The 20,809-nt window shown below is 64.8% G+C and carries 17 protein-coding genes and 1 pseudogene; 12 read left to right on the forward strand and 6 right to left on the reverse strand.

Features of this window, described 5'->3' with window-relative positions; genetic code table 11:
- Positions 1–494 precede the first annotated feature (494 nt).
- Entirely contained in the window at positions 495–968 is a 474-nt protein-coding gene (locus AC3WJM_RS20865) for a DUF805 domain-containing protein (protein WP_306959008.1), read from the forward strand.
- A gap of 1,184 nt (positions 969–2,152) precedes the next feature.
- Here AC3WJM_RS20865 and AC3WJM_RS20870 read toward each other — a convergent pair.
- Positions 2,153–3,094, reverse strand: coding sequence for a LysM peptidoglycan-binding domain-containing protein (locus tag AC3WJM_RS20870; RefSeq protein ID WP_492272850.1), 942 nt, complete (start codon positions 3,092–3,094; stop codon positions 2,153–2,155).
- Between the two features lie 555 nt (positions 3,095–3,649).
- Here AC3WJM_RS20870 and AC3WJM_RS20875 point away from each other — a divergent pair.
- The gene (locus AC3WJM_RS20875) at positions 3,650–4,306 is read left to right on the forward strand and encodes an NAD(P)H-binding protein (protein ID WP_059387326.1); all 657 of its coding nucleotides are present in this window, start codon (positions 3,650–3,652) and stop codon (positions 4,304–4,306) included.
- A gap of 88 nt (positions 4,307–4,394) precedes the next feature.
- Complete coding sequence (locus AC3WJM_RS20880) at positions 4,395–5,966, forward strand: Na+/H+ antiporter (RefSeq protein WP_306959005.1); 1,572 nt, start codon at positions 4,395–4,397, stop codon at positions 5,964–5,966.
- A gap of 66 nt (positions 5,967–6,032) precedes the next feature.
- Here the strand turns inward: AC3WJM_RS20880 and AC3WJM_RS20885 are convergent, their stop codons facing one another.
- Positions 6,033–7,238 carry an ROK family transcriptional regulator gene (locus AC3WJM_RS20885; RefSeq protein ID WP_492272851.1) on the reverse strand — a complete coding sequence of 402 codons (1,206 nt, stop codon included), beginning with the start codon at positions 7,236–7,238 and terminating at the stop codon, positions 6,033–6,035.
- A gap of 108 nt (positions 7,239–7,346) precedes the next feature.
- Between AC3WJM_RS20885 and AC3WJM_RS20890 the strand changes: the two genes are divergently transcribed.
- Positions 7,347–9,041 (forward strand): glycoside hydrolase family 13 protein, encoded by a 1,695-nt coding sequence (locus AC3WJM_RS20890; RefSeq protein ID WP_441437823.1) that lies wholly within the window; start codon positions 7,347–7,349, stop codon positions 9,039–9,041.
- Between the two features lie 105 nt (positions 9,042–9,146).
- Positions 9,147–10,112 carry an aldo/keto reductase gene (locus AC3WJM_RS20895; protein WP_492272852.1) on the forward strand — a complete coding sequence of 322 codons (966 nt, stop codon included), beginning with the start codon at positions 9,147–9,149 and terminating at the stop codon, positions 10,110–10,112.
- Between the two features lie 108 nt (positions 10,113–10,220).
- On the opposite strand, the gene AC3WJM_RS20900 is transcribed toward AC3WJM_RS20895, so the two are convergent.
- From AC3WJM_RS20900 to AC3WJM_RS20915, 4 genes are read right to left on the reverse strand one after another with little or no spacing between them, the layout of a single operon-like run.
- On the reverse strand, positions 10,221–11,141 hold the full coding sequence (locus AC3WJM_RS20900) for a TauD/TfdA dioxygenase family protein (RefSeq protein WP_492260056.1): 921 nt from the start codon (positions 11,139–11,141) through the stop codon (positions 10,221–10,223).
- A gap of 53 nt (positions 11,142–11,194) precedes the next feature.
- Complete coding sequence (locus AC3WJM_RS20905) at positions 11,195–12,103, reverse strand: ABC transporter permease (protein ID WP_492260057.1); 909 nt, start codon at positions 12,101–12,103, stop codon at positions 11,195–11,197.
- Positions 12,103–13,026 (reverse strand): ABC transporter ATP-binding protein, encoded by a 924-nt coding sequence (locus AC3WJM_RS20910; protein WP_492272853.1) that lies wholly within the window; start codon positions 13,024–13,026, stop codon positions 12,103–12,105. The genes AC3WJM_RS20905 and AC3WJM_RS20910 overlap by 1 nt, the downstream gene beginning before the upstream one ends.
- 2 nt (positions 13,027–13,028) lie before the next feature.
- A complete protein-coding gene (locus AC3WJM_RS20915) occupies positions 13,029–14,075 on the reverse strand; it encodes an ABC transporter substrate-binding protein (RefSeq protein ID WP_284991056.1) in 1,047 nt (348 codons plus the stop codon).
- A 414-nt stretch (positions 14,076–14,489) separates the two neighbouring features.
- Here AC3WJM_RS20915 and AC3WJM_RS20920 point away from each other — a divergent pair, with 414 nt between their 5' ends.
- The 7 genes and pseudogenes from AC3WJM_RS20920 (at position 14,490) to AC3WJM_RS20950 (ending at position 20,796) form a co-directional block, all read left to right on the forward strand.
- Entirely contained in the window at positions 14,490–15,353 is an 864-nt protein-coding gene (locus AC3WJM_RS20920) for an HpcH/HpaI aldolase/citrate lyase family protein (RefSeq protein WP_078108043.1), read from the forward strand.
- Between the two features lie 306 nt (positions 15,354–15,659).
- The gene (locus AC3WJM_RS20925; protein ID WP_059387331.1) at positions 15,660–15,884 is read left to right on the forward strand and encodes a DUF3188 domain-containing protein; all 225 of its coding nucleotides are present in this window, start codon (positions 15,660–15,662) and stop codon (positions 15,882–15,884) included.
- A gap of 11 nt (positions 15,885–15,895) precedes the next feature.
- Positions 15,896–17,401, forward strand: coding sequence for an FAD-dependent monooxygenase (locus AC3WJM_RS20930; RefSeq protein ID WP_492272854.1), 1,506 nt, complete (start codon positions 15,896–15,898; stop codon positions 17,399–17,401).
- A gap of 45 nt (positions 17,402–17,446) precedes the next feature.
- Positions 17,447–17,896 carry an FAS1-like dehydratase domain-containing protein gene (locus AC3WJM_RS20935; RefSeq protein WP_306958999.1) on the forward strand — a complete coding sequence of 150 codons (450 nt, stop codon included), beginning with the start codon at positions 17,447–17,449 and terminating at the stop codon, positions 17,894–17,896.
- 2 nt (positions 17,897–17,898) lie between these two features.
- A complete protein-coding gene (locus AC3WJM_RS20940; RefSeq protein WP_306958998.1) occupies positions 17,899–18,336 on the forward strand; it encodes a MaoC family dehydratase in 438 nt (145 codons plus the stop codon).
- 5 nt (positions 18,337–18,341) lie between these two features.
- Positions 18,342–19,660: pseudogene (locus AC3WJM_RS20945) on the forward strand (MFS transporter).
- Between the two features lie 68 nt (positions 19,661–19,728).
- A complete protein-coding gene (locus tag AC3WJM_RS20950; protein WP_492272855.1) occupies positions 19,729–20,796 on the forward strand; it encodes a UDP-N-acetylmuramate dehydrogenase in 1,068 nt (355 codons plus the stop codon).
- The last annotated feature ends 13 nt before the right edge of the window (positions 20,797–20,809 follow it).

Consider the following 20,809-nt stretch of genomic DNA (forward strand, 5'->3'; position numbering starts at 1 on the left):
CGAACCGCCGTATGCGAGGCCCGCACGTACGGTGGTGTGAGAGGAGGGCCGGGAGACCCGGCCCTCCTACTCGATTTTCGGCGCTAGCTGATGGACGCCAAGGTGTAACCACTCCCGCGGCGCACACCAAACAACGGCCTCCGCGCGTTTGGAGCCCCCGCCCCTGCATCTTAGGCCGGCCGAGCCCGGTGTTGGTCCAAGTGAATTAGAGGAGAAATCTGGGCGGTAGCCACAAGGCCACTGGATGCTTGCCGTAAAGATTTCGTAAAGATCGTGACGAAATGGCGCTACTTGCCGATAGTTTCGGACGCGCCGCCATCTGAGGTTTCCCCCAATTCTCGGGTGGTGCGCATCTAGAAAGATGGCCCGCCGCCTGTGGTTCCCCCAATTCTCAGGCGGCGGCGCCCTTCGAAGATGTCCAAGTCCTATGCACGGAACTCAACGTGGGTACGGCGCGTCGTAACTCGCGATCACTCGTCTATTTAGGAGATCCATTGTCGTACCAGCAGCAACAAACCACCCAGTTTGGCAGCGCCATTCCGCTTTGGGCCCCGTACTATGGTGCACCGATCGGCGAGGCAGCACGCCGGTTCTTCAAGAAGTACGCCACGTTCACCGGCCGGGCCAGCCGTAGCGAGTACTGGTGGTGGACCCTCATCTCGGTTGTCGTCACCACCGTGCTGAACATCGTCATGTCCGTAGCTGGCTCCGCCGGTGCCACCGTCAATGACTCCGGAGCTATGGTCCCGGGTCCCGGGGCGATGGTCGGCGTCATCCTCCTGGTCATCTGGGGTCTGGCAGTCGTCGTCCCGTCTCTGGCCCTCACTGTCCGCCGCCTCCACGATGTGAACTTCAGTGGCTGGATGATCTTGATCGGCCTCGTCCCGTTCCTCGGTGGACTGGCGCTGCTCGTCTTCACGATCCTGCCGTCCAAGCCGGAAGGCCAGCGGTTCGACGTCCCCGCCTAGCTCCAAATCACAGGACAGCCTGAAGGGTCATCGGCCGTGATGCCGGTGGCCCTTCAGTGTCTTCCTCGATTGAGTTTCCTGCCAGGCAGCGACGAACGAAACCCATTGGGTGGGCGTGGAGGGCGCAGCGGCCGGCGCGTCATCGCGCGATACTGGCCCGCATCTCCCGCGCACGGAAGGGCTTGGTGATGAAGCCGTCCGCTCCGGAGCCCATCCGCCGGCCAGTGAAGCCTGCTCTGTGCCTTCGCGAAGCCCGCAAGTTTGCTGGGCACTTGCCGTAAAGATTTCGTAAAGATCCTGCTGAAAAGCTGAGAGCGCGCGCAGCCTGCCGATAGTTTTTAGAAGCGCCGCCACTTGGGTGTCCCCCAATCCTCAGGTGGCGGCGCTTCTTGAAGATCACGGCCAGGGCCTCAGTTACCTGAGCAAAACAGATTCTTCCATAAGCATGTGGCGCCTAGTTGGCGCGCGAGCTGACAGTCTTAGTGAAATCTTGATCTTTTCTTAGTGTTTCCTTGAGGTTCACCCTGTAATGGGCCGGTTTCGTCTGTCGGCCATCTCAAGCTACGATCAGGAGGTTGTCCGGACCGAAAGGCATCCCTGCTCGTGGATTTTGGCCGCTTTCTCATTGACCTTGTGGTCTTCGTTGGCATCACAGTTGTGCTGATGTGCTCGCTCCACCTGCTCGTGCTGTGGCGCTCGAAGCGGAAGTACAGGAAGCTCTCGCGCCCGGAGCCACGGGCACTTCCGGGCCACGATGCCGGAGCCCGTCCGGAAAGGCCAGGTCCGGCACGCATTCGCGACCAACCGGCGACTGTCAGTGGCGGCCAAAGGCCATGACAATGGCTACTATCGCCGCGACGACCAGCACCGTCGCAACCCAGATCCATTGCTGTCCGTCCAAGTTCGCCCCAATCTCAGGTCTTGATCCAGTCTCCCAAACCGGAGGTTGTTGAGCGAGGTCTTGTGGGGAAGATCGAAAGCCCACCCTTGCAGAAGCAGGCCGGAAGCGTTCAGCTTCCGGCCTGCTTTTTCAGCCAGGAAGGGAGTCCGGGTGCCTCCCTTCCTGACCTTCTTTGAGAAGCGATCCCGCGCAACACCCCGACGACACGCCCTCTACGGGGCCTTCTAAAATTCAAAGAGGGTCAGGAAGGGCGCTCGCCCAGCCCGCGCCGGCGGGAGCGCCCTTAGTTCAGCGCGATGACCAGCATCTGGTTGGTGCCCGGGATGCACGTCTGCAGTATCGCCCGGGGGAAGCCGCCGAATACTGCTGCGACGTTGTTTGTCGTCCCGCCTTGGGGCACCTGGCCGCGAGCTGTCACGGTGTATGTGCCGTAACCGGGAATGCTCACCGTCTCGCCGACGCCGATACCCGAGAATCGTGCCCACCCGCCGCAGAAATCATGTTCTGTAATGAAAAGCGAATAGGCGTCCGTGGGAGTGAAATGGATCGGGCCAATGCAACTGTCCACAGCCGCCTGGCCGCCGGAACCCGCAACATAGATGGTCCGCACCGCCGGAGCCGGAGCCGGAGCGGGCGCGGGCGCAGGAGCCGGAGCGGGCGCCGGTGCCGGAGCGGGTGCCGGAGCCGCGTCAACCGGCCGCCCGGTCAGCTTCAGCACCTGGCCGGGCACGATCACGGAATACGCGCTGAGCCCATTGGCTGCCAGCATCGCATCGACGTCGACGCCGAATCGGGCGGCTATCGAGCCAACGGTGTCGCCGCTGACCACCGTGTAGGCGTTCGTGTCGGGCGCCGGAGCAGGCGCAGGAGCAGGAACGGGTGGAGCAGCGGCTGCGACCGGCGCCGCTGCAGGAGCTGACGGCGCGACGGCGGCTGGTGCCGGTGCCGGCGTGGGACTGTCAACCGGCGTCGGACTGGCAACCGCAGGGGAAGGTGCGGCAATCCCGGCTCCCGAACCGACATGCGGGGCGATTGCAGCGCTCGTGCCTGGCGCAAGGACCTGTGTGTAGTTCTGCATCGTCACGGCCGCAATGGCGACCACCGCCACGATTGCCCAGGTGGCTATTGATGCCTTGTACCTGGTGACAGTTCTTACCCCCGCGGATATCAGGGCGAGGACGCTGCCTCCACTGATCCCGCCGTGTCTGTACTCCTGCTGATACATGTCGAATCCCCGTAGCTCATCGTTTCTGGGGCCGGCCGGTTGGCGGCCCCGGGAAGTGATACGCAGGCGCAGGGGATGGCGCTCGTTGAGACCCTTTTGCTTAAATGCGCAGCACTGAGGAAGCCCTCATGTCCGCCCATTTCGAAGAGATCCATCAACGGGATGTAACCCGGTTATTTGGATAAGTCCATCAATGAGATTTATGAAATGAGGTATTCCTTTTCCTGCTGCAGGTGATTTGAGTGTAGGAATGGGTAATTCGCTCCACACGAGTGGGTGCCACTTGCTTTTATTTCCGGCCGGCCACCAAACACTCGCAAGTCTTCTTCGGCGTCGGGAGGGGTGCCCCCGAGGCCCGGACTTCCGGCCTTCCGGCCAGGGTGGCGATTTTGTTTAAACTAAGTCTACTTAGTAATTAGTAGTCAGATTTGTCCGGAGAACTGACGAATTCAGCAATGGGCTCCGCAAATGCGGAGCGGCGATTTTCCAGGAATTCATCCACCGTCTGCGGGCGGGCTTGGCCGCTTCGCTTGACCACTGCGACAGAATGGGTCCATGAGTCGAATCGCAATCATCGGCGGCCACGGCAAGGTGGCCTTGCACCTGTCCCGCATCCTGAGCAACGAAGGTCACGCGGTCACTTCCTTTATCCGCAATCCGGAACACGCGCCCGAGGTCGAAGTGACGGGTGCGGCCCCGGTGGTGCTCGACGTCGAGAATTCGACGACGGCGGAGATCGCGTCGGCGCTTGACGGCCACGACGCCGTGGTGTGGTCCGCCGGGGCAGGCGGAGGCAATCCGGAACGTACCTATGCCGTAGACAGGGATGCCGCCATCCGCTCGATGGATGCCGCGGCACAATCCGGCATCACCCGCTATGTGATGGTGTCCTACTTCGGCGCAGGACCCAGCCACGGCGTTCCCGAGGACAACAGCTTCTACGCCTACGCGGAGGCCAAAGCCGCGGCGGACGAGTACCTGCGCGCTACTGATCTCGACTGGACGATCCTTGGCCCGGGTGCGCTGACCAGCAATCCGGGGTCTGCGCTCATTGAGGTAAGCCCCGCGGACCCGAGTACCGGGACGGAAACTTCACGGGCCAATGTTGCCTTGGTGGCTGCCGCCGTCTTGGAACTGCCCGAGACTGTCCGCCGCACCATCGAGTTCCGGGACGGCTCAATGCCGGTGGTGGAGGCTCTCACCGCGTCCTAACCGCGCCCCGCCGGGATATGTTGGTAGGGCTAGTCCCTCGGCAGGCGCCCGGGACGCCGCCGCTACGACGTCTGGGGAAATCGGGAACATGGACCAGTTGGCACTCATTGTTGGACTGCTTCTTGCAACGGTCGTGGCCGTGGGCCTCGGGGACCGCTTGCGGCTCCCGTACCCGGTGCTGATGCTCTTGCTGGCTGCGGCTATGACCTTCATTCCGGGCTTCCCGGACTTTGATCTTGCGCCTGAACTGATCCTCCCGATCTTCCTTCCGCCGCTGCTGTTCGCAACCGCCCAGAAGAGTTCCTGGGCCGTCTTCCGGGTCCGGTGGCGGACGCTTCTGCTCATGGCTGTGGCGCTCGTCGTGGTATCGACGGCGGTTGTTGCCGGTGCCGCGTGGCTCATGATTCCGGGGATCGGCATTCCTGCGGCGATCGCACTCGGTGCCATGGTGGCCCCGCCGGACCCCGTCGCGGTTGAATCCGTTGCCGGACGCGTCCACATGCCGCGCAGGCTCATCACCGTGCTGCAGAGCGAGGGCTTGTTCAACGACGCCGCCGCGATCGTGATCTTCCAGGCCGCGGTGGCGGCGACGGTTTCCGGCACCAAGCTGGGTGCCGGCGTCGTGCTCCAATTCGTCATCGGTGCTGCCCTTGCCGTCATTGTCGGCATAGCGATGGGCTGGTTGACGAGGCTCATCACCCAGCTGGTCACCTCCATGGTGGCCCGCAGCGCCGTGACCCTGGTGATTCCCTTCGCTGCCTACATCCTTGCGGAAGAGCTGCACGCCTCGGGAGTGATCGCCGTCGTCGTCACCGCCCTCGAAACGCAGCGGCACGCGCGGTCCCAGGACGCCGCCGAGCGCGTCACCCGCACCGCCTTCTGGGACGTGGTGGAACTTCTCGCCACGGGCCTGGCGTTCGGCCTTGTGGGGCTGGAGATCCGGCATGTGATCCGGGACGAAGGGGCGGCCATATATGGCATGATCGGCCCCGCCGTGGCGGTGTGCGTGCTCGTGTTCGTTGTCCGCTTCGCTTGGCTCGGGCTTTTGGCAATCTCGGCCCGCAAGCGGAAAAACCTGCTGCAGCCGGCCTCGCCCAAGGAGGTCCTGATCCTGACGTGGTGCGGCATGCGCGGCCTCGCGACGCTGGCCCTCGCCTTGGCGCTTCCTCTGACTATCGCAGAGGGCAGCGACTTCCCTGCCCGCCACGAGATCCTGGTCATCGCCTGCGCGGTACTGCTGGCCACCCTGGTGCTGCCGGGGCTGACCCTTCCGTGGCTCATGCGCGTGCTCAAGGCATCCGAAGACGGTTCGCACGAAAAGGATGCCGCGCGGCTCCTGGCCAAGCGCGCCCAGACCGCCGCCATCTCCGCACTGAAGGAACACGATCTGATGAAGGAGTTGCCGGCGGACAAGGTGGCCCTCGTCAAGGAAAAGATGACCCGCCTGCATGCCGAGTTGCTTGACGGGACATTGAAGAACGAGTCGGACGCCGAAAAGCGACAGCGCGGCAGGGAACTGGCGATCGCGGTCCAGACCATCGCCCTCGACGCCGCGCGCCAGGAAGTGGTCGCCGCGCGGAGCGAGCCCGGCATGGATCCCGAGGTCGCGGACAGGGTCCTGCGCCAGCTGGACCTCCGCACGATGGCGATGCCGGAATAGCCTCGTGCGCAGCCGAGGACGCCGACGAGTGCGCCGACGGGAAACCCGGTCAAGCCGTCGAAGAGCCTAGGCCCGCCTCAACACCAGATCCAAGGAGTTCTTCTCCACGCGGTCCAGGGCATGGCGCACCGCGCCGACACCCACAATCGCATCGCCCAAAGGGGACGCGGCCAACCGCGGGGGAGTGGCTGTGTAGCTGGCCAGCTTCCGGGCGGCAGGCTCAAGAAGGACCGATGCCGAATCCGCCACCGCGCCGCCGATCACCACGAGTTCCGGGTTGAGCAAAATGGCCACCGTCGAGACCACCCGGGCCAGCCGGTCCGAGAGCCGGTCCAGGATGTCCAGCGCAACCTTGTCACCCTGGGCCGCAGCGGCGAACACGTGTTGGGCCGTCACCTCGCCGCCCGGCGCGGCCGCGGTCCGCAGCGTCGTTTTCGACTCTCCCGCCAGGGCTTCTGCCGCCCATAGCCTGGCAAGCGCGGCGAGGCCGTCGGCGGAGCCCACGCCCTCCACCATGTCCAGATAGGCCATTTCACCCGCGCCCCCGGCAGTACCGTGCAGCAAACGGCCGGATTCCACCAGGCCCGCACCGAAACGCTCCCCGGCCAGGAGTACGGCCAGGTCCTGGACACCGCCGCCCGCACCGCGCCAACATTCGCCCAATGCCGCCAAGTTGGCATCGTTCTCCAGTACTACCTCCCATCCGTGGAGATCGTGCAGGGCCTTCTTCAGCCCGACGTCGAACAGGCGCCAGAACGGCTGGCTGACGAGGATGTTTCCGTCGCGGCCCACCGGGGCGGCGAGCCCCACCGTCACCGCCAGGACTTGGTCCGGCGCCACTCCGGCAGCCTCGAGGGCGAGCAGCGCGGTTTGGCTGATGACCCCGATCCGTTCCTCCGCTTCGATCTCCCTTCCGCGGAATGGCTTGCTGGCCCGACCGACCGTTTTTCCGCGCAGATCGGCCACCACCACAGTGGTCTTGAGGACGCCGACGTCGATTCCCAAGACGCAACCGGCACTTTCGTCGAGTTCGAAGCGTCGCGCGGGGCGGCCCTTCTGGTACGCGCCGAAATCGCGCTGGTTCTCCAACTCGCGGATCCAGCCCCGGGCCATGAGGTCTTCGCACACGGAAAGGGTGGTGGCGCGGGTCAGTCCGGTAGCGTCCATCAGCTCCGAAACGGTCACTGCGTTGGAGGAACGGATGACCCCGAGCACGGTGGCCGCGTTGAACCGCCGGAGCATCTGCGGAGTGGCAGTCGATATATCAGGCATGGCTGTTGACCTTCTGTAGGTATGCGTCACATAATACTTGAGGTACTAAATTTAGATTCTAAATAAAAGTCCCATCCATCGAAGCGTCGACACAGAACAGGATTCCCTTTGTCCTCCACCGCCACCATGGCAACTCACAACGACTCCGAGCGCATGGCCGATCCCAACTGGTGGCGCCAAGCGGCTGTCTACCAGATCTACCCGCGCAGTTTTTCGGATGCGAACGGCGACGGACTGGGCGACATCAAGGGCATTACCGCCAAGGTTCCTTACCTGAAATCCCTCGGCATTGACGCCGTCTGGTTGAGCCCGTTCTACCCCTCGGCCCTGGCTGACGGTGGTTACGACGTCGATGACTACCGCAACGTGGACCCCAAGCTGGGCACCCTTGCAGACTTCGATGAGATGGCGGCCGCACTGCACGCTGCGGGCATCAAGCTGATCGCGGACATCGTCCCGAACCACTCCTCGGACAGGCACGAATGGTTCAAGGAAGCGTTGGCGTCACCGAAGGGCTCGGCTGCCCGTGAACGCTACATCTTCCGCGACGGCCTGGGCGAGAACGGCGAGCTGCCCCCGGCGGACTGGGACTCGATTTTCGGCGGCCCGGCCTGGGAGCGCATCACCGAACCGGACGGCACCCCGGGACAGTGGTACATGCACATCTTCACCAAGGAGCAGCCGGACTTCAACTGGGACAACCCCGAGGTTCGTGAAGACTTCCTGAAGACCCTCCGCTTCTGGTCCGACCGTGGCGTGGACGGCTTCCGCATCGACGTCGCCCATGCCCTCACGAAGGACCTGCCGGAGGTCCTGCCCTCCAAGACCGAGCTGCCCAAGGAAGGCGAAAACGCCTTGGGTGAGCACCCGTTCTGGGACCGCGATGAGGTGCACGAGATCTACGCCGAGTGGCGCAAGGTCTTCAACGAGTACAACCCGCCCCGGACGGCCGTCGCCGAAGCGTGGGTCCACGCGGACCGCCGCGCCCGCTACGCCAGCCCCGAAGGACTGGGCCAGGCGTTCAACTTTGACCTCCTCCAGGCCGATTTCGACGCCGAACAGTTCCGCACGATTATCACCAAGAACCTCGGCGAGGCCGCGGCATCCGGTGCTTCGTCCACCTGGGTTTTCTCCAACCACGACGTCGTTCGGCACGCCACCCGCTACGGCCTGCCCGCGGGCGGCGGCCGGGACGGCCTGGGCCAGGACGGCAAGCAATGGCTGCTCGACGGCGGTTCGGCCGCCGAGGTCGACGCCGAGCTCGGCTTGCGCCGCGCCCGCGCGGCCTCGTTGCTCATGTTCGCACTGCCGGGTTCCGCGTACCTGTACCAGGGCGAAGAACTTGGCCTGCAGGAAGTCGGCGACATCGCGGCCGGCCAGCGCCAGGACCCCGCGTTCTTCCGCAACCCGGGAGTGGACGTCGGCCGGGACGGCTGCCGTGTCCCGCTGCCGTGGACCAGCGAAGGTTCCTCGTTCGGTTTCGGCGAGGGACATGCCCACTTGCCGCAGCCTGAATGGTTCGCGGGCTACGCAGTGGAGGCGCAGGAGAACGTTCCCGGTTCCACACTCGAGCTGTACCGCAAGGCCCTGGAACTGCGTTCGGAACTGCGGGCGGCCGAGGACCTTGAATGGATCCCCTCCGGCAACGAGTCGGTGCTGCACTTCGCGCGGCCCAACGGCTGGCAGTCGGTGACGAACTTCGGCACCGAGCCGGTGGCACTTCCGGAAGGCACCGTCGTCGTGAGCAGCGCACCGCTCGACGGCGGCAAGCTCCCGGCAAACACGACCGCCTGGATCGTCTAACCCGCTAACCCGCACCCCCTTACCCAACTGGCCCGCAGTTAACGTCGTTTTGAAGGCTGTAAACGACAACAACTGCGGGCCAGTTGCACGTGAAAGAGTTGGAAAATGACTGCACAAAGTGAAACAGCCGCGGGCCGGCTCATCTACGGCTGCATGGGCCTTGGAGGTCCCTGGGAGGGCAGCGAATACGCAGCTGCCGAGATCGAGCAGGCCGCGGCCGCGATCGAGGCCGCCATCGGCATCGGGATCACCCTGTTCGACCACGCCGACATCTACCGCACCGGCAAGTCCGAGGCCGTCTTCGGTGAAGTCCTGGCTCAGACGCCGGGGCTGCGGGATAAGATCCAGCTCCAGACCAAGTGCGGAATCCGGCTAAGCCGGCCTGGGGTCGACGGACACTACGACCTGAGCAAGGACGCCATCCTGGAGCGTGTCAATGGAAGCCTGGACCGGCTGAGGACCGACTACGTCGACGTGCTGCTTCTCCACCGCCCCGACCCCCTGATGGAACCCGCGGAGGTGGCGTCCGCCGTCGGGCAACTCATGGCGGAAGGCAAGGTGCGGCAATTGGGCGTGTCCAACATGTCGGGCGCGCAGATCGCTTTCCTGCAGGACCGGCTGGAGGTGCCGATCGTGGCCAACCAGCTGGAAATGAGCCTGCACCGGCGGGCATGGCTCGAGAGCACGGTCCTGGTCAACCATGATGATGCCCTCGGCTACAGTTTCCCGCACGGCACTTTGGAACACTGCGTCGCGCAGGGGATTGAGCTGCAGGCCTACGGTTCCCTCGCCCAGGGCCGGTACACGGGCTCGACGCCGGATGCCCCGACTGCCGCGGACGCTGCGACTGCCGCTCTTGTCGCCGAGCTTGCGGAAGCAAAGGGTGTCACTCCCGAGGCCGTGTTGTTGGGGTGGCTCATGAAGCATCCGGCACGCATTTCCCCGGTGCTCGGCAGTTCCAACCCGGCGCGGATCGCTGCCTGCGCGGACGCTGCCGCCGTTGCCGCAGCCATGACGCGCGCCGAGTGGTATGGCCTGTGGGTGGCTGCGCGGGGCAGCAAGCTCCCCTAAAGCGCGTTAAACCCAACTAGCTCGCATTAGATGTCGTTATGAGCCCTGAAAACGACATTAAATGCGAGCTAGTTGGGCTAAGGCAGCTACAACAGCACATGCGTGCTACTACAGCGGCGCGACAACTGAGTAGGTGCTCGAGTCACCTTGGATCGACTGGCTCGGCTTGCCGTCCACGCCCACCGGGATGTCGCCGGCGATAGTCACTCGGTTGAGCTTGCGCGGCTGGCCGTCGTAGTTGTCCGGCGCGTAGTGCTGGGTGATGCGGTTGTCGAAGAGCACCAGCTGGTTCGGCTCCCAGTTCACGCGCACCACGTTCTCCGGACGGGTGACGTAAGCCTGGAGCAAGCGGATGATGTCCTTCGATTCGGTGTTGGACAGCCCCACGATCCGAAGGCGCTGCGCGAAGCCCCCAATGAACAATCCGCGCTCCCCGGTCAGGGGATGGACACGCACCACGGGGTGGGCGGTTTCGAACTTGATTCGGGTGAATTCCTTGCGGCGCTCATCGGCGTTCTCATGTTCCAGGTTCTTCGGCACCGAGTAGTCGTAGTCGTTGGTGTGGATGGCCCAGAGCGTGTCCGCGAAGCTCCGGAGCTCGTCCGGCAAGTCTGCGTACGCTCCCGCCGAAGAAGCAATCAGGGTTTCGCCTCCATAGGACGGAAGATCGATGCTGCGCAGAGTGGAAGCCTGCGGCGGGTTGACCACGAATGTGACGTCGGTGTGCCAATTGTTGGCGGAACCGTTCTCGCTGTCCACGGGCAGGACGTTCTCTTCGCCCTCCACGGAGGCCACGGTCGGATGGGCAGTGGTGAGCGGGCCGAAATGGCTGGCGAATTTCACCTGGGCCTCGTCGCTGAGAATGTTGGCCTCCCGGAAAACGAGGGCCTTGTGTTCGTTGAGCGCGGCCCGGATCTGCCCCACGGTTTCCGGGGAGAGATCGCCGCTGACGTCGAAGCCGCGGATTTCGGCGCCGATCCGGGATCCGAGCTTGGCGAATTCGAGTTTGGTTTCGGTAATGATGGACATTTTTGTTCCTTTTCTGTTGTGACTTGGTTGTGACTAGATGGATGGATTGACGGTCAGGACCCGCTCCCGACGGCGGTCCGCCAGCGGGAGAAATGCCGTTCCAGGGCTACAAGGAGGAAATTCACGGCCAAGCCCAGAAGGGACACCGTGAGGATGCCGGCGTACATGTCCGGGATGAGGAAGCTGCTCTGGGCATTCACGATCAGGTAACCGAGCCCGGCCTTCGCCCCCACCATTTCCGCGGCGATCAACACCAGGATGGACGCCGTGCCGGCCATGCGGATTCCCGTGAAAATGGTGGGCACCGCGGAAGGCAGGATCACTTTGCGGAAGAGCGAAAGGCTTGAGAGGCCGAGCGACTTCGCGGCCCGGATGAGCAGCGGGTCCACCGTCTTCACCCCGGCGATCGTGTTCAGCAGGACCGGAAAGAACGCCGCGTAGGCCACGATGCTGATCTTGGACTCCTCGCCGATCCCGAGCAGCAGCGTGAACACAGGCAGCAGGGCAAGCGCGGCTGTGTTCCGGAACAGTTCCAGGAGCGGGTTCAGCACCGCATTGAGCCGCCCGTACCAGGCGATCAGCAAACCGAGAGTAACGCCAGCCACGAGGGCTGCGCCGAATCCCGTCACCGAACGGGTGAGGCTCGCGGCCAAATGCCCCTGGATGGTGCCGGATTCGAACAGCTTCCCCCATGCTTCCAGGACCACATGCAATGGCGGCAGGAATACCCGGGTCGAGGGGCTGGCCAGATATGTCGGCCCGAGTTCCCAGAGAGCCAAGAAGGCGATGATCCCCGCGGCCTTCCACAGGCCGGAACCGGCGCGGGCGGCGGCGGTCCGCACAAAGGCGAGAGTCGCCGTCGTGCTCAGACGCCCCGCCTCAACGGAACCGGAGTGCCCGACGGCGGGAGCTTGCTTGGGTGCGGCGCTCGCCGCGGGCTGTTGCGTGAGAGTCGTGGTCATCAGGCCGCGCTCCTTTCGAGAGTTGTTCCCGGGACTTCATCCGGGGCCGTGCCGTCGGGCAGGATCTTGCGATGGCCGGCATCCTGGGCAAGGCGGACTTCGTCGTGCAACAGGGTCCAGACCTTGTGCCGTTGTTCGACGAAGGCGGGGTGCGAGCGGATGTCGTCCCCGCCGTCGCGGTCAGGGATGTCCACGTCCACGATTTGCTTGAGCTGTCCGGGCCGGGCGCTGAGGACGGCGACGCGCTGCCCCAGGTACACGGCCTCGTCGATGCCGTGGGTGATGAAGACGATTGTCTTGCCCGTGGCCCGCCAGATCCGCAGGAGTTCGTCCTGGAGTTGTTCACGCGTCTGGGCGTCCAACGCGGCGAAGGGTTCATCCATGAGGAGCACATCGGGCTCGTAGGCGAGGCTCCGGGCAATGGCCACCCTCTGCTTCATGCCGCCCGAAAGCTCATGCGGGAAACGGTCCTCGAAGCCCGCCAAGCCAACCAGCTTGAGGTATTCGCTTGCCCTGGCAGCACGTTCGCGGCGGTTGAGCTTGCGCCCGTCGGTTCCCTTGCCTTCGAGCCCGATCGACACGTTGGCCGACGCCGTGCGCCAGGGGAAGAGTGCGTACTGCTGGAAAACCACGGCACGGTCCTTTCCGGGTCCCGTCACAGGCTGGCCGTCCACCAATACCTCGCCGGAGGTGGGCTTGGACAGGCCAGCCAGGAGGTCCAGCAAGGTGGTCTTGCCGGAACCGCTGGGCCCCACCAAGGTGAGGAACTCGCCGTCGCGCACGTCCAAGCTGAGGGAACTAATGGCGGTCAGTGTGGTGGGCTCTTTCGCGCCTGGCTTGCCTGTCGCTCCGGCACTGCCGCCTTTTCCGGGGCGGACGGTGAATTGCTTGGTGACATTTCGGAGGCTGATTTTGGCGGTCATCACTATCCCTTCGCGGTACTTGGGGTTGGGGCGCTTGCTGCGAGATCGTTGAATTTGTTGGTGTAGTACTTCGACGGTGTGAGGTCGTTCTTGACGATCCCCGAGCTCTTCAGCCACGCGGACCAGCGGGTGAAGTCCTCGTCCTTGATCACGCCGTTGTCGGGGACGCCAGGGCTCTTCCAGTACTGCAGGTTCGCGGTGCTCTCATTGCGTCCGCGGGCGTCGATGATCTTCTTGAAGCGCGCGATCACTTGGTCGCGCGGCGTCTCGGTCTCCCACTTGATGGCCTTGGCCACGCCCGTAGCGAAGATCCGGGCTGTGTTGGGGTTCTTGTCGATGAAGTCGTTGCGGAGCACGTACTGCCCGCCGGCAAAGGTGCCGAAGAGTTCATAGTCGTTGAAGAGCGAGCGCAGTCCACCGGCGGCAACGGCATGGTCCTGCAGGACCCCGCCCAGGCTTCCAACATCCACCTGGCCGCGGCGTACGGCTTCTTCGGTGTCGTTAGGCGCGAGCACTACCAGCTGTACCTGCTTGATTTCGTCCTGGCTGAGGCCATTCTTGCTGAGGTAGGTGTTGATGACGGCTTCCGAATGTGCGCCCAGGGTGTTGACGGCGATCTTCTTGCCGATGAGGTCCCTGGCTGTCTTGATGGGGCTGTCCGCCTTGACGTAGAAGCCGTTGAAGGTCTTGGCATCTTCGCCGTAATAGTTCACGACGGCGGTCACGGGAGCCCCTGCCTCGATCAGCTTCACGACGGCCCCGGCGAACGCGCCGCCGAAGTCGGTCTGGTTGGTGGCAGCCGACTGGATGTCCTGGGGCCCGCTGGTGGTGTTGCCTACCCAGTTGAGTTTGATGTCGCCCAGGTAACCGAGGTCCGCCGCCAGCTCAGGGAGGCCGACGTTGTTGGCCGAGCCTTGGTAGCGGAGTTCTTTGACTTCGGCTTGACCGGCTGTTTGGTCTCCCGCTTGGGCATTGCCGCCGCAGCCGGTCACCGTCAGCGCAAGTACGACGGCGGCCGCGACGCTTAGCAGGGGCTGGTGCAGTTTCATGGGAGCTACTTTCTGGGGAGTGGAATTCGTGGGTCCGGACCTGGTCTGGAGTAGACCGAACTGCCGGTGGGAACGATGTAAGCGCATGTCCACTGGTCAGGGGAAGCCCGGCAGTAACCCTCGGAAACGCCGGGAAACCGGGGGCAATCCGGCGAAATCCCCGCGCAACTCCGGGCAACAGGGGGACACATTTCGCCCTGCGTCGCTGGGTTGAGCTGGTTTGAGCTGCGGGCTCCCCAAAGCGCGCCAAACCCAACTAACTCGCATTAGATGTCGTTTTGACGGCTCATAAGGACAACAACTGCGTGTCAGTTGGGGGCGGGGCCTCCTGTCACAATCGTTTTGTTCGTATTGATGCTCACACGGGTGCCCGATTCTTAGCGTTCCCGGCGGCTGGCCGGATACGGTAGATACATGACGTCTAGCACCGCCGCCGAGTCCATTCGGTCCACCCGCAACATTCCCGCCGAGATTGCACGCTCCTGGCTCCTCGTGAACGCCATGAAGACGGAGCTTTTCGACCAGTCGGCCTCATCGCGTGCGGACGCCATCATCCTTGACATCGAAGACGCCGTGGACCCGTCCCAGAAGGACATTGCCCGCGAGAACGTCATCAACTGGCTGACCGCCGGCGGCCAGGCATGGGTCCGCATCAACGACGCCACGAGCCCGTTCTGGGCCGATGACCTCGCCGGACTGCGTGGCACGCCCGGCCTGCTGGGCGTCATGCTGGCCAAGACCGAGTCCGCGGACCAGGTCACCGAGTCCTTCCACCGCATGGACGGCAAGACCCCAGTCATCCCGCTCGTGGAGTCGGCCCTCGGCATCGAGGAAGCCAACCACATCGCCCGCGCGCAGGGTGCCTTCCGCCTCGCCTTCGGTTCGGGCGACTTCCGCCGGGACACCGGCATGGCCGCCACGCCGGAAGCGATGGCCTACCCGCGTGCCAAGCTCGTCGTCGCCAGCCGCGTGGGCAACCTGCCGGGCCCCATCGACGGCCCCACCGTCGGCACCAACCACCCGATTCTGCGCGAGCAGACCGGCATTACGGTGACCATGGGCATGACCGGCAAGCTCTGCCTGGCCATTGACCAGACCACGGTCATCAACGAGGTCATCAGCCCGACGCCGTCGGACGTCGCTTGGGCCACCGACTTCATGAACGACTTCGAAGCCAACGGCAGGGTCATCCGCGACGGCTCCGACCTCCCGCGCCTGGGCCGCGCCGAAAAGATCATGAAGCTTGCCGTTGCCTTCGGGGTCCAGCCCTCCCTCTAAGGGCTCCCGCCGACGCTAGAGCTCCCGCCGACGCTAGCTCACTTACATCCGGTTTTTTCAGGACGCTCGCTCACTTTTGACGGCAATTCCCGAAACCCTCCTGCAGATGATCTGCGCGAGCGTTGGTGGATTGGCGGCCATAAGTGGGCGGGCGTCCGCCCGCGACTTGCCATAGGTGAGCGGGCGTTCGTTGGCGACCGGCCATAGGTGAGCGGGCGTTCGTTGGCGACCGGCCATAGGTGAGCGGGCGTTCGTTGGTGTTGGGTCCTGACTCGACGCTTCTGACAAGTGCCCTAAACTTGGGGGGTGCTGAACGAATTCTGGGCCACGGCCTCTACCGCCTACAAGACGCTGGTTTTCAGCGCGATGGGGCTTATCGCCGTCGGGATCATCCTGACGATCATCGGCAACACCTCCCATAACCAAGGCCTTGCGCTGACGTCATTGTTCGTGATCGGGCTCGGCCTGGTCCTGCATGTCGTGGGCATGGTGGTCCGCGGACAGCAGGTCCGCAAGGGCTTGAAGAAGTAGCCTGGCGGAACATGGCGATGACCAAGCATGCGGTGGTAATCGCCGGAGGAGGCCCCACAGGGTTGATGCTGGCGGGCGAACTGGCGTTGGCCGGCGTCGACGTCGCGATCGTCGAGCGACGTCCCAACCAGGATCTCGCCGGATCCCGTGCAGGCGGTTTGCACTCACGCACCATCGAGGTCCTCGATCAGCGCGGAATCGCTGATCGCTTCCTGTCCGAGGGGCAAATAGCCCAGGTCGCGGGGTTCGGCGGCGTCCGTTTCGACATCAGCGACTTTCCCACCCGGCACAACTACGGGCTCGGGCTGTGGCAGAACCACATCGAGCGCATTCTGGCGGGCTGGGTCGCCGAGCTGGCCGTGCCGATCTATTACGGACGCGAGGTGACCGGTTTCGCGCAGGACGCTACCGGCGTCGACGTCGAGTTGTCCGACGGCGGGCCGTTGCGCGCGGAGTACCTCGTCGGGTGCGACGGCGGCCGCAGCCTGGTCCGCAAAGCAGCCGGCATCGAGTTCCCCGGATGGGATCCGACCACCAGTGCCCTGATCGCCCAGGTCGAGATGGCCGAGCAGCCGCCCTTGGGCGTCCACACCAATCCTTTCGGTATCCACTCCTTCGGCAAGCTGGATTACAAGATTCTCGACGGCAAGGTGGTCTACGCGGATGGCGGGCCCGTGGGGGTCATGGTGACCGAACAGCACATCGGACCCACCACCGAACCGACCCTCCAAGACCTGAGCAACGCGCTCATCGCCGTATGCGGGACGGATTACGGGGTCCACAGTCCTATCTGGATCTCCAGGTTCACCGATATGACCCGGCTGGCCGCAAGCTACCGCGACGGACGCGTCCTGCTCGCCGGCGACGCGGCGCACGTTCATGCGCCCGACGGCGGACAGGGCCTCAACACCGGCGTGCAGGATGCCGTGAACCTGGGATGGAAGCTGGCCCAAGTGGTCAAGGGGACATCGCCGGAAAGCCTCCTCGATAGCTACCATGCCGAGCGCCATCCGGTGGCCGCCCGCGTGCTGCGCAATACGATGGCGAGTGTCGCGCTTCGCCGCCCGGACGACCGCACGAAGGCTGTGGGCGAGGTCATGGCCGAGCTGCTCGGCATGGAGGAACCGCGCAAGCGCTTCGCCGCGATGCAATCCGGCCTCGACGTACATTACGACGTCGGCAATGGGCACCCGCTGCTCGGACGACGCATGCCCGATCTCGACCTCGTCACCGCGGACGGGCCGATTCGCGTCTTCAGCCTGCTGCACGATGCCCGGCCGGCGCTCCTCAACCTCGGCGAACCCGGCACCATCGACATCACACCCTGGGCAGACCGTGTTCAGCTGATAGATGCCACATACCTTGGTGCGTGGGAGCTTCCGGCACTCGGCGAGGTCAGTCCTCCTGCCGCCGTGTTGATCCGGCCCGATGGATACGTGGCCTGGGTGGGAGACGGCACCCAAGCGGGCCTTGCCGACGCGCTCACCAGATGGTTCGGACCGCCTGCCTCGGGGTAGCGGTCCGGCTCTACGTACCGGCTCCCGGGCCGATAGGGTTGGACTATGACTATTAACCCGGACTTGCAGGGCCGCAGCTACCCTGCCGCAGAGGTGTACGACGTCGGCCGCGAAAAGATCCGGGAGTTCGCCCGGGCCGTGAAGGCCACCCATCCCGCCCACTTCGACGTCGAAGCCGCCAAGGCCCTGGGCCACAGCGACCTCGTGGCCCCGCCGACCTTCGCAATCATCGTCGCCCAGCGGGCCGATGCCCAGCTGATCGAGGACCCCGATTCCGGGATTGACTTCAGCCGCGTGGTTCACGCCGACCAGCGCTTCACCCACCACCGCCCGATCGTTGCCGGAGATCAGTTGCGGGCCGAACTGCACGTCGACGGCGTCCGCGCCATGGGCGGCGGGGCCATGATCACGACGCGTTCGGAAATCACGACGGTGGACGGCGAAAGGGTCGCCACCACCACCTCGTCCATCCTGGTCCGCGGAGAGGGACAGTAACCATGAGCATGAAACTTGAAGAACTTACCGTCGGGCAGGAAATCGGCACCCGCAGCATCGAGGTCACGCGCCAGGACCTGGTCAAGTACGCCGGCGCATCCGGCGACTTCAACCCGATCCACTGGAACGAATCCTTCGCCACCGGCGTCGAGCTTCCCGGAGTCATCGCGCACGGTATGTTCACCATGGGCTCCGCCGTGCAATTGGTGAGCGACTGGGCCGGCGACCCCGCCGCCGTCGTCGACTACCAGACGCGCTTCACCAAACCGGTGCTGGTCGCCGACACCACCGGTACCAGTGAGCCCGGTGCCGTGATCGAGGTTGCCGGAGTGGTGGGAGCGCTCGACGCCGAAGCCGGCACCGCGCGCATCGACCTGACCGTCACCTTCGCCGGCCAGAAGGTCCTCATGAAGTCCCAGGCCGTTGTGAAACTCGCTTGAGCCGGCTGCAACAATCAGCTCCTCGCGCCACCGCGGCGGAATTGTCGCGGTGGGGGGGCCCACTGCTGTGGTGGCCGCGTACGGCGCCAGCGGCCTGGCCTTCTCGTCGTGGGTCTCCCGCTTGCCGGCGATCCGCGACGGCCTGAACCTGACGCCCGGCACGGTGGGCCTCCTGCTGATGTGCATGACCGTGGCATCGTTCCTCTCCGTGTCGGCGTCCGGGGTGATCGTGATCCGGCTCGGATCACGGTTGACCACGCGGATCGGCGGCGCCATGGTGGGCCTTGGCCTGGCGGTCGCCGGTTTTGGCACGTCTGTGCTGGCCAACCCGGTGGCCGTGGCGCTTGGACTCATGGTGATCGGCCTCGGAACGGCAAGCTGGAACACGGCATCGAATGTTGAAGGGGCGTCACTGGAACGCGCCCTGGAACGGCACATTATGCCCCGTCTCCACGGATCCTTCAGCCTCGGCACCGTTGCGGGCGCCGGGCTCGGCGCGTGGGCCGCTGCCGCAGGACTGCCGGTCTTCTGGCATCTGGCCGGGGCCGGCCTGGTGGTCGCGGTCTCCGTGGTGACGGCCGCTGCGTGGTTTCGTGCGGACATCACCCGCCGTTCCACTGCACGAGGTACCCCAAAAGCCTTCAAACCCGAAAATCCAGACACGTTCGAAGATCCTTCAACCGGCCCCTTGCCCGTCATCCAACCAGGCCAGCAGGGACCGGCCGAACCTTTGGACAGCAAGCGCATGGTGGCCCGGGCATGGCGCGAACGCCGGACCCTGCTGCTTGGATTGCTCGTCCTGGGGCTCGCCCTGGCTGAGGGCGCCGCGGGGGACTGGGTGGCCTTGGCGTTGGCCGATGGCCACGGGCAATCCGACGCTGCCGGCGCCATCGGCTATGGAATCTTCGTGACGTTTATGACCGTAGGCCGCTTTGCCGGAACCGTAGTCCTGGACCGCTTCGGCAGGGTGCCCGTGATGCGTTGGTGCTCGGCCACTGCCGTGGTGGGGTTGGCGCTCTTCGTCTTCGCCCCAGTGCCGTGGCTCGCCTTCGCGGCCCTGGCCATCTGGGGACTCGGTGCCTCTTTGGGGTTCCCGGTGGGCATGTCCGCCGCCGCGGACGATCCGGCGCACGCAGCGGCCCGGGTATCGGTCGTCTCGACGATCGGCTATGGGGCCTTCCTTTGCGGTCCGCCGCTCTTGGGCTTGCTGGCGGAGCACTTCGGCATCCTGCATTCCTTGCTCGCCGTCCTGGTCTTGCTCGTCGCGAGCTTCTTCCTGGCGCCCATCTCGCGGAAGCGCGCGCCTGAGCCGGCCCGTCCCTGAGCCGGCCCGCCTTGCGGAAGCCCGTCCCTGAGTCGGCCAGCGCAGGCAATCCCCGCTAGGCTTGTTCGGTGACCCAGACGATGCTTTCCGAACTGACCACGGCCGCCGTTGGCGGCCCTGCCGGCACCTTTGTGGAGGCCCGCACCGAAGGGGAAATCATCGATGCCGTCCGTTCGGCGGACGCCGCGGGCGAGAAATTGCTCATCATCGGCGGGGGATCCAACCTTCTGATCTCTGACGCCGGATACCCGGGCACTGTGCTCAAGATCGCGTCGCAAGGCTTCACCGTGAACTCGGAGGATAGTTGCGGGGGCGTTTCCGTGGTGGTCCAAGCGGGGCACAACTGGGACGCCCTCGTGGAGCACTCGGTGCTGCATGCGTGGTCCGGACTGGAAGCCCTCTCTGGCATCCCCGGAGCCACCGGCGCCACTCCTGTGCAGAATGTGGGCGCCTACGGTGCTGACGTGTCCCAGACCATCGCAGCGGTCCGTACCTGGGACCGGGAACGCAACGCCGTGCAAACCTTCACCAACTCCGAGCTCAAGTTCGGCTACCGGGACTCCATCCTCAAACAGACCACCACCGAGGGCTCACCCCGTTACGTGGTGCTGACGGTTGAATTCCAGCTGCCGCTCGGACGCATGAGCGCGCCTATCCGCTACGCGGAGCTGGCCCGGTCCCTCGGAGTCGAGGCCGGGAAGCGCGCGTACTCCAACGACGTCCGGCGCGAAGTCCTGCGGCTGCGTGCCTCCAAGGGGATGGTCCTGGACGCTTCGGACAGGGACACGTATTCCACGGGTTCCTTCTTCACCAATCCGATTGTCCCGGCCGCAGCGGCCGCATCGCTGCCCGAGGGAGCGCCGCAGTACCCGGCTGGAAACGATGGCCTCGTCAAGCTGTCGGCGGCCTGGCTGATCGACCAGGCCGGCTTCGGAAAGGGCTTCGGACTCGATCCATCCAGCGTGTCCGGGGGCCGCGCCTCGCTGTCCACCAAACACACCCTGGCCATCACCAACAGGGGAGGAGCCAGCGCGGAGGACATGGTGGCGATCGCGCGCGAGGTGCGCCGCGGCGTCGTCGAGCGCTTCGGCATTGAACTGCACCCGGAACCGCTACTGATCGGCCTCGCGCTGTAGGAACCCGAGGGCT

This window comes from Arthrobacter sp. FW306-1B-G06A (assembly GCF_058781765.1).

Excerpts from the sequence above, each read along its gene's own strand:
- AC3WJM_RS20875 (WP_059387326.1), top strand. The coding sequence starts at position 3,650 with ATGAGTCGAATCGCAATCATCGGCGGCCACGGCAAGGTGGCCTTGCAC.
- AC3WJM_RS20910 (WP_492272853.1), bottom strand. The coding sequence starts at position 13,026 with ATGACCGCCAAAATCAGCCTCCGAAATGTCACCAAGCAATTCACCGTC.
- AC3WJM_RS20900 (WP_492260056.1), bottom strand. The coding sequence starts at position 11,141 with ATGTCCATCATTACCGAAACCAAACTCGAATTCGCCAAGCTCGGATCC.
- AC3WJM_RS20880 (WP_306959005.1), top strand. The coding sequence starts at position 4,395 with ATGGACCAGTTGGCACTCATTGTTGGACTGCTTCTTGCAACGGTCGTG.
- AC3WJM_RS20940 (WP_306958998.1), top strand. The coding sequence starts at position 17,899 with ATGAGCATGAAACTTGAAGAACTTACCGTCGGGCAGGAAATCGGCACC.
- AC3WJM_RS20895 (WP_492272852.1), top strand. The coding sequence starts at position 9,147 with ATGACTGCACAAAGTGAAACAGCCGCGGGCCGGCTCATCTACGGCTGC.
- AC3WJM_RS20915 (WP_284991056.1), bottom strand. The coding sequence starts at position 14,075 with ATGAAACTGCACCAGCCCCTGCTAAGCGTCGCGGCCGCCGTCGTACTT.
- AC3WJM_RS20935 (WP_306958999.1), top strand. The coding sequence starts at position 17,447 with ATGACTATTAACCCGGACTTGCAGGGCCGCAGCTACCCTGCCGCAGAG.
- AC3WJM_RS20920 (WP_078108043.1), top strand. The coding sequence starts at position 14,490 with ATGACGTCTAGCACCGCCGCCGAGTCCATTCGGTCCACCCGCAACATT.
- AC3WJM_RS20870 (WP_492272850.1), bottom strand. The coding sequence starts at position 3,094 with ATGTATCAGCAGGAGTACAGACACGGCGGGATCAGTGGAGGCAGCGTC.
- AC3WJM_RS20930 (WP_492272854.1), top strand. The coding sequence starts at position 15,896 with ATGGCGATGACCAAGCATGCGGTGGTAATCGCCGGAGGAGGCCCCACA.
- AC3WJM_RS20885 (WP_492272851.1), bottom strand. The coding sequence starts at position 7,238 with ATGCCTGATATATCGACTGCCACTCCGCAGATGCTCCGGCGGTTCAAC.
- AC3WJM_RS20905 (WP_492260057.1), bottom strand. The coding sequence starts at position 12,103 with ATGACCACGACTCTCACGCAACAGCCCGCGGCGAGCGCCGCACCCAAG.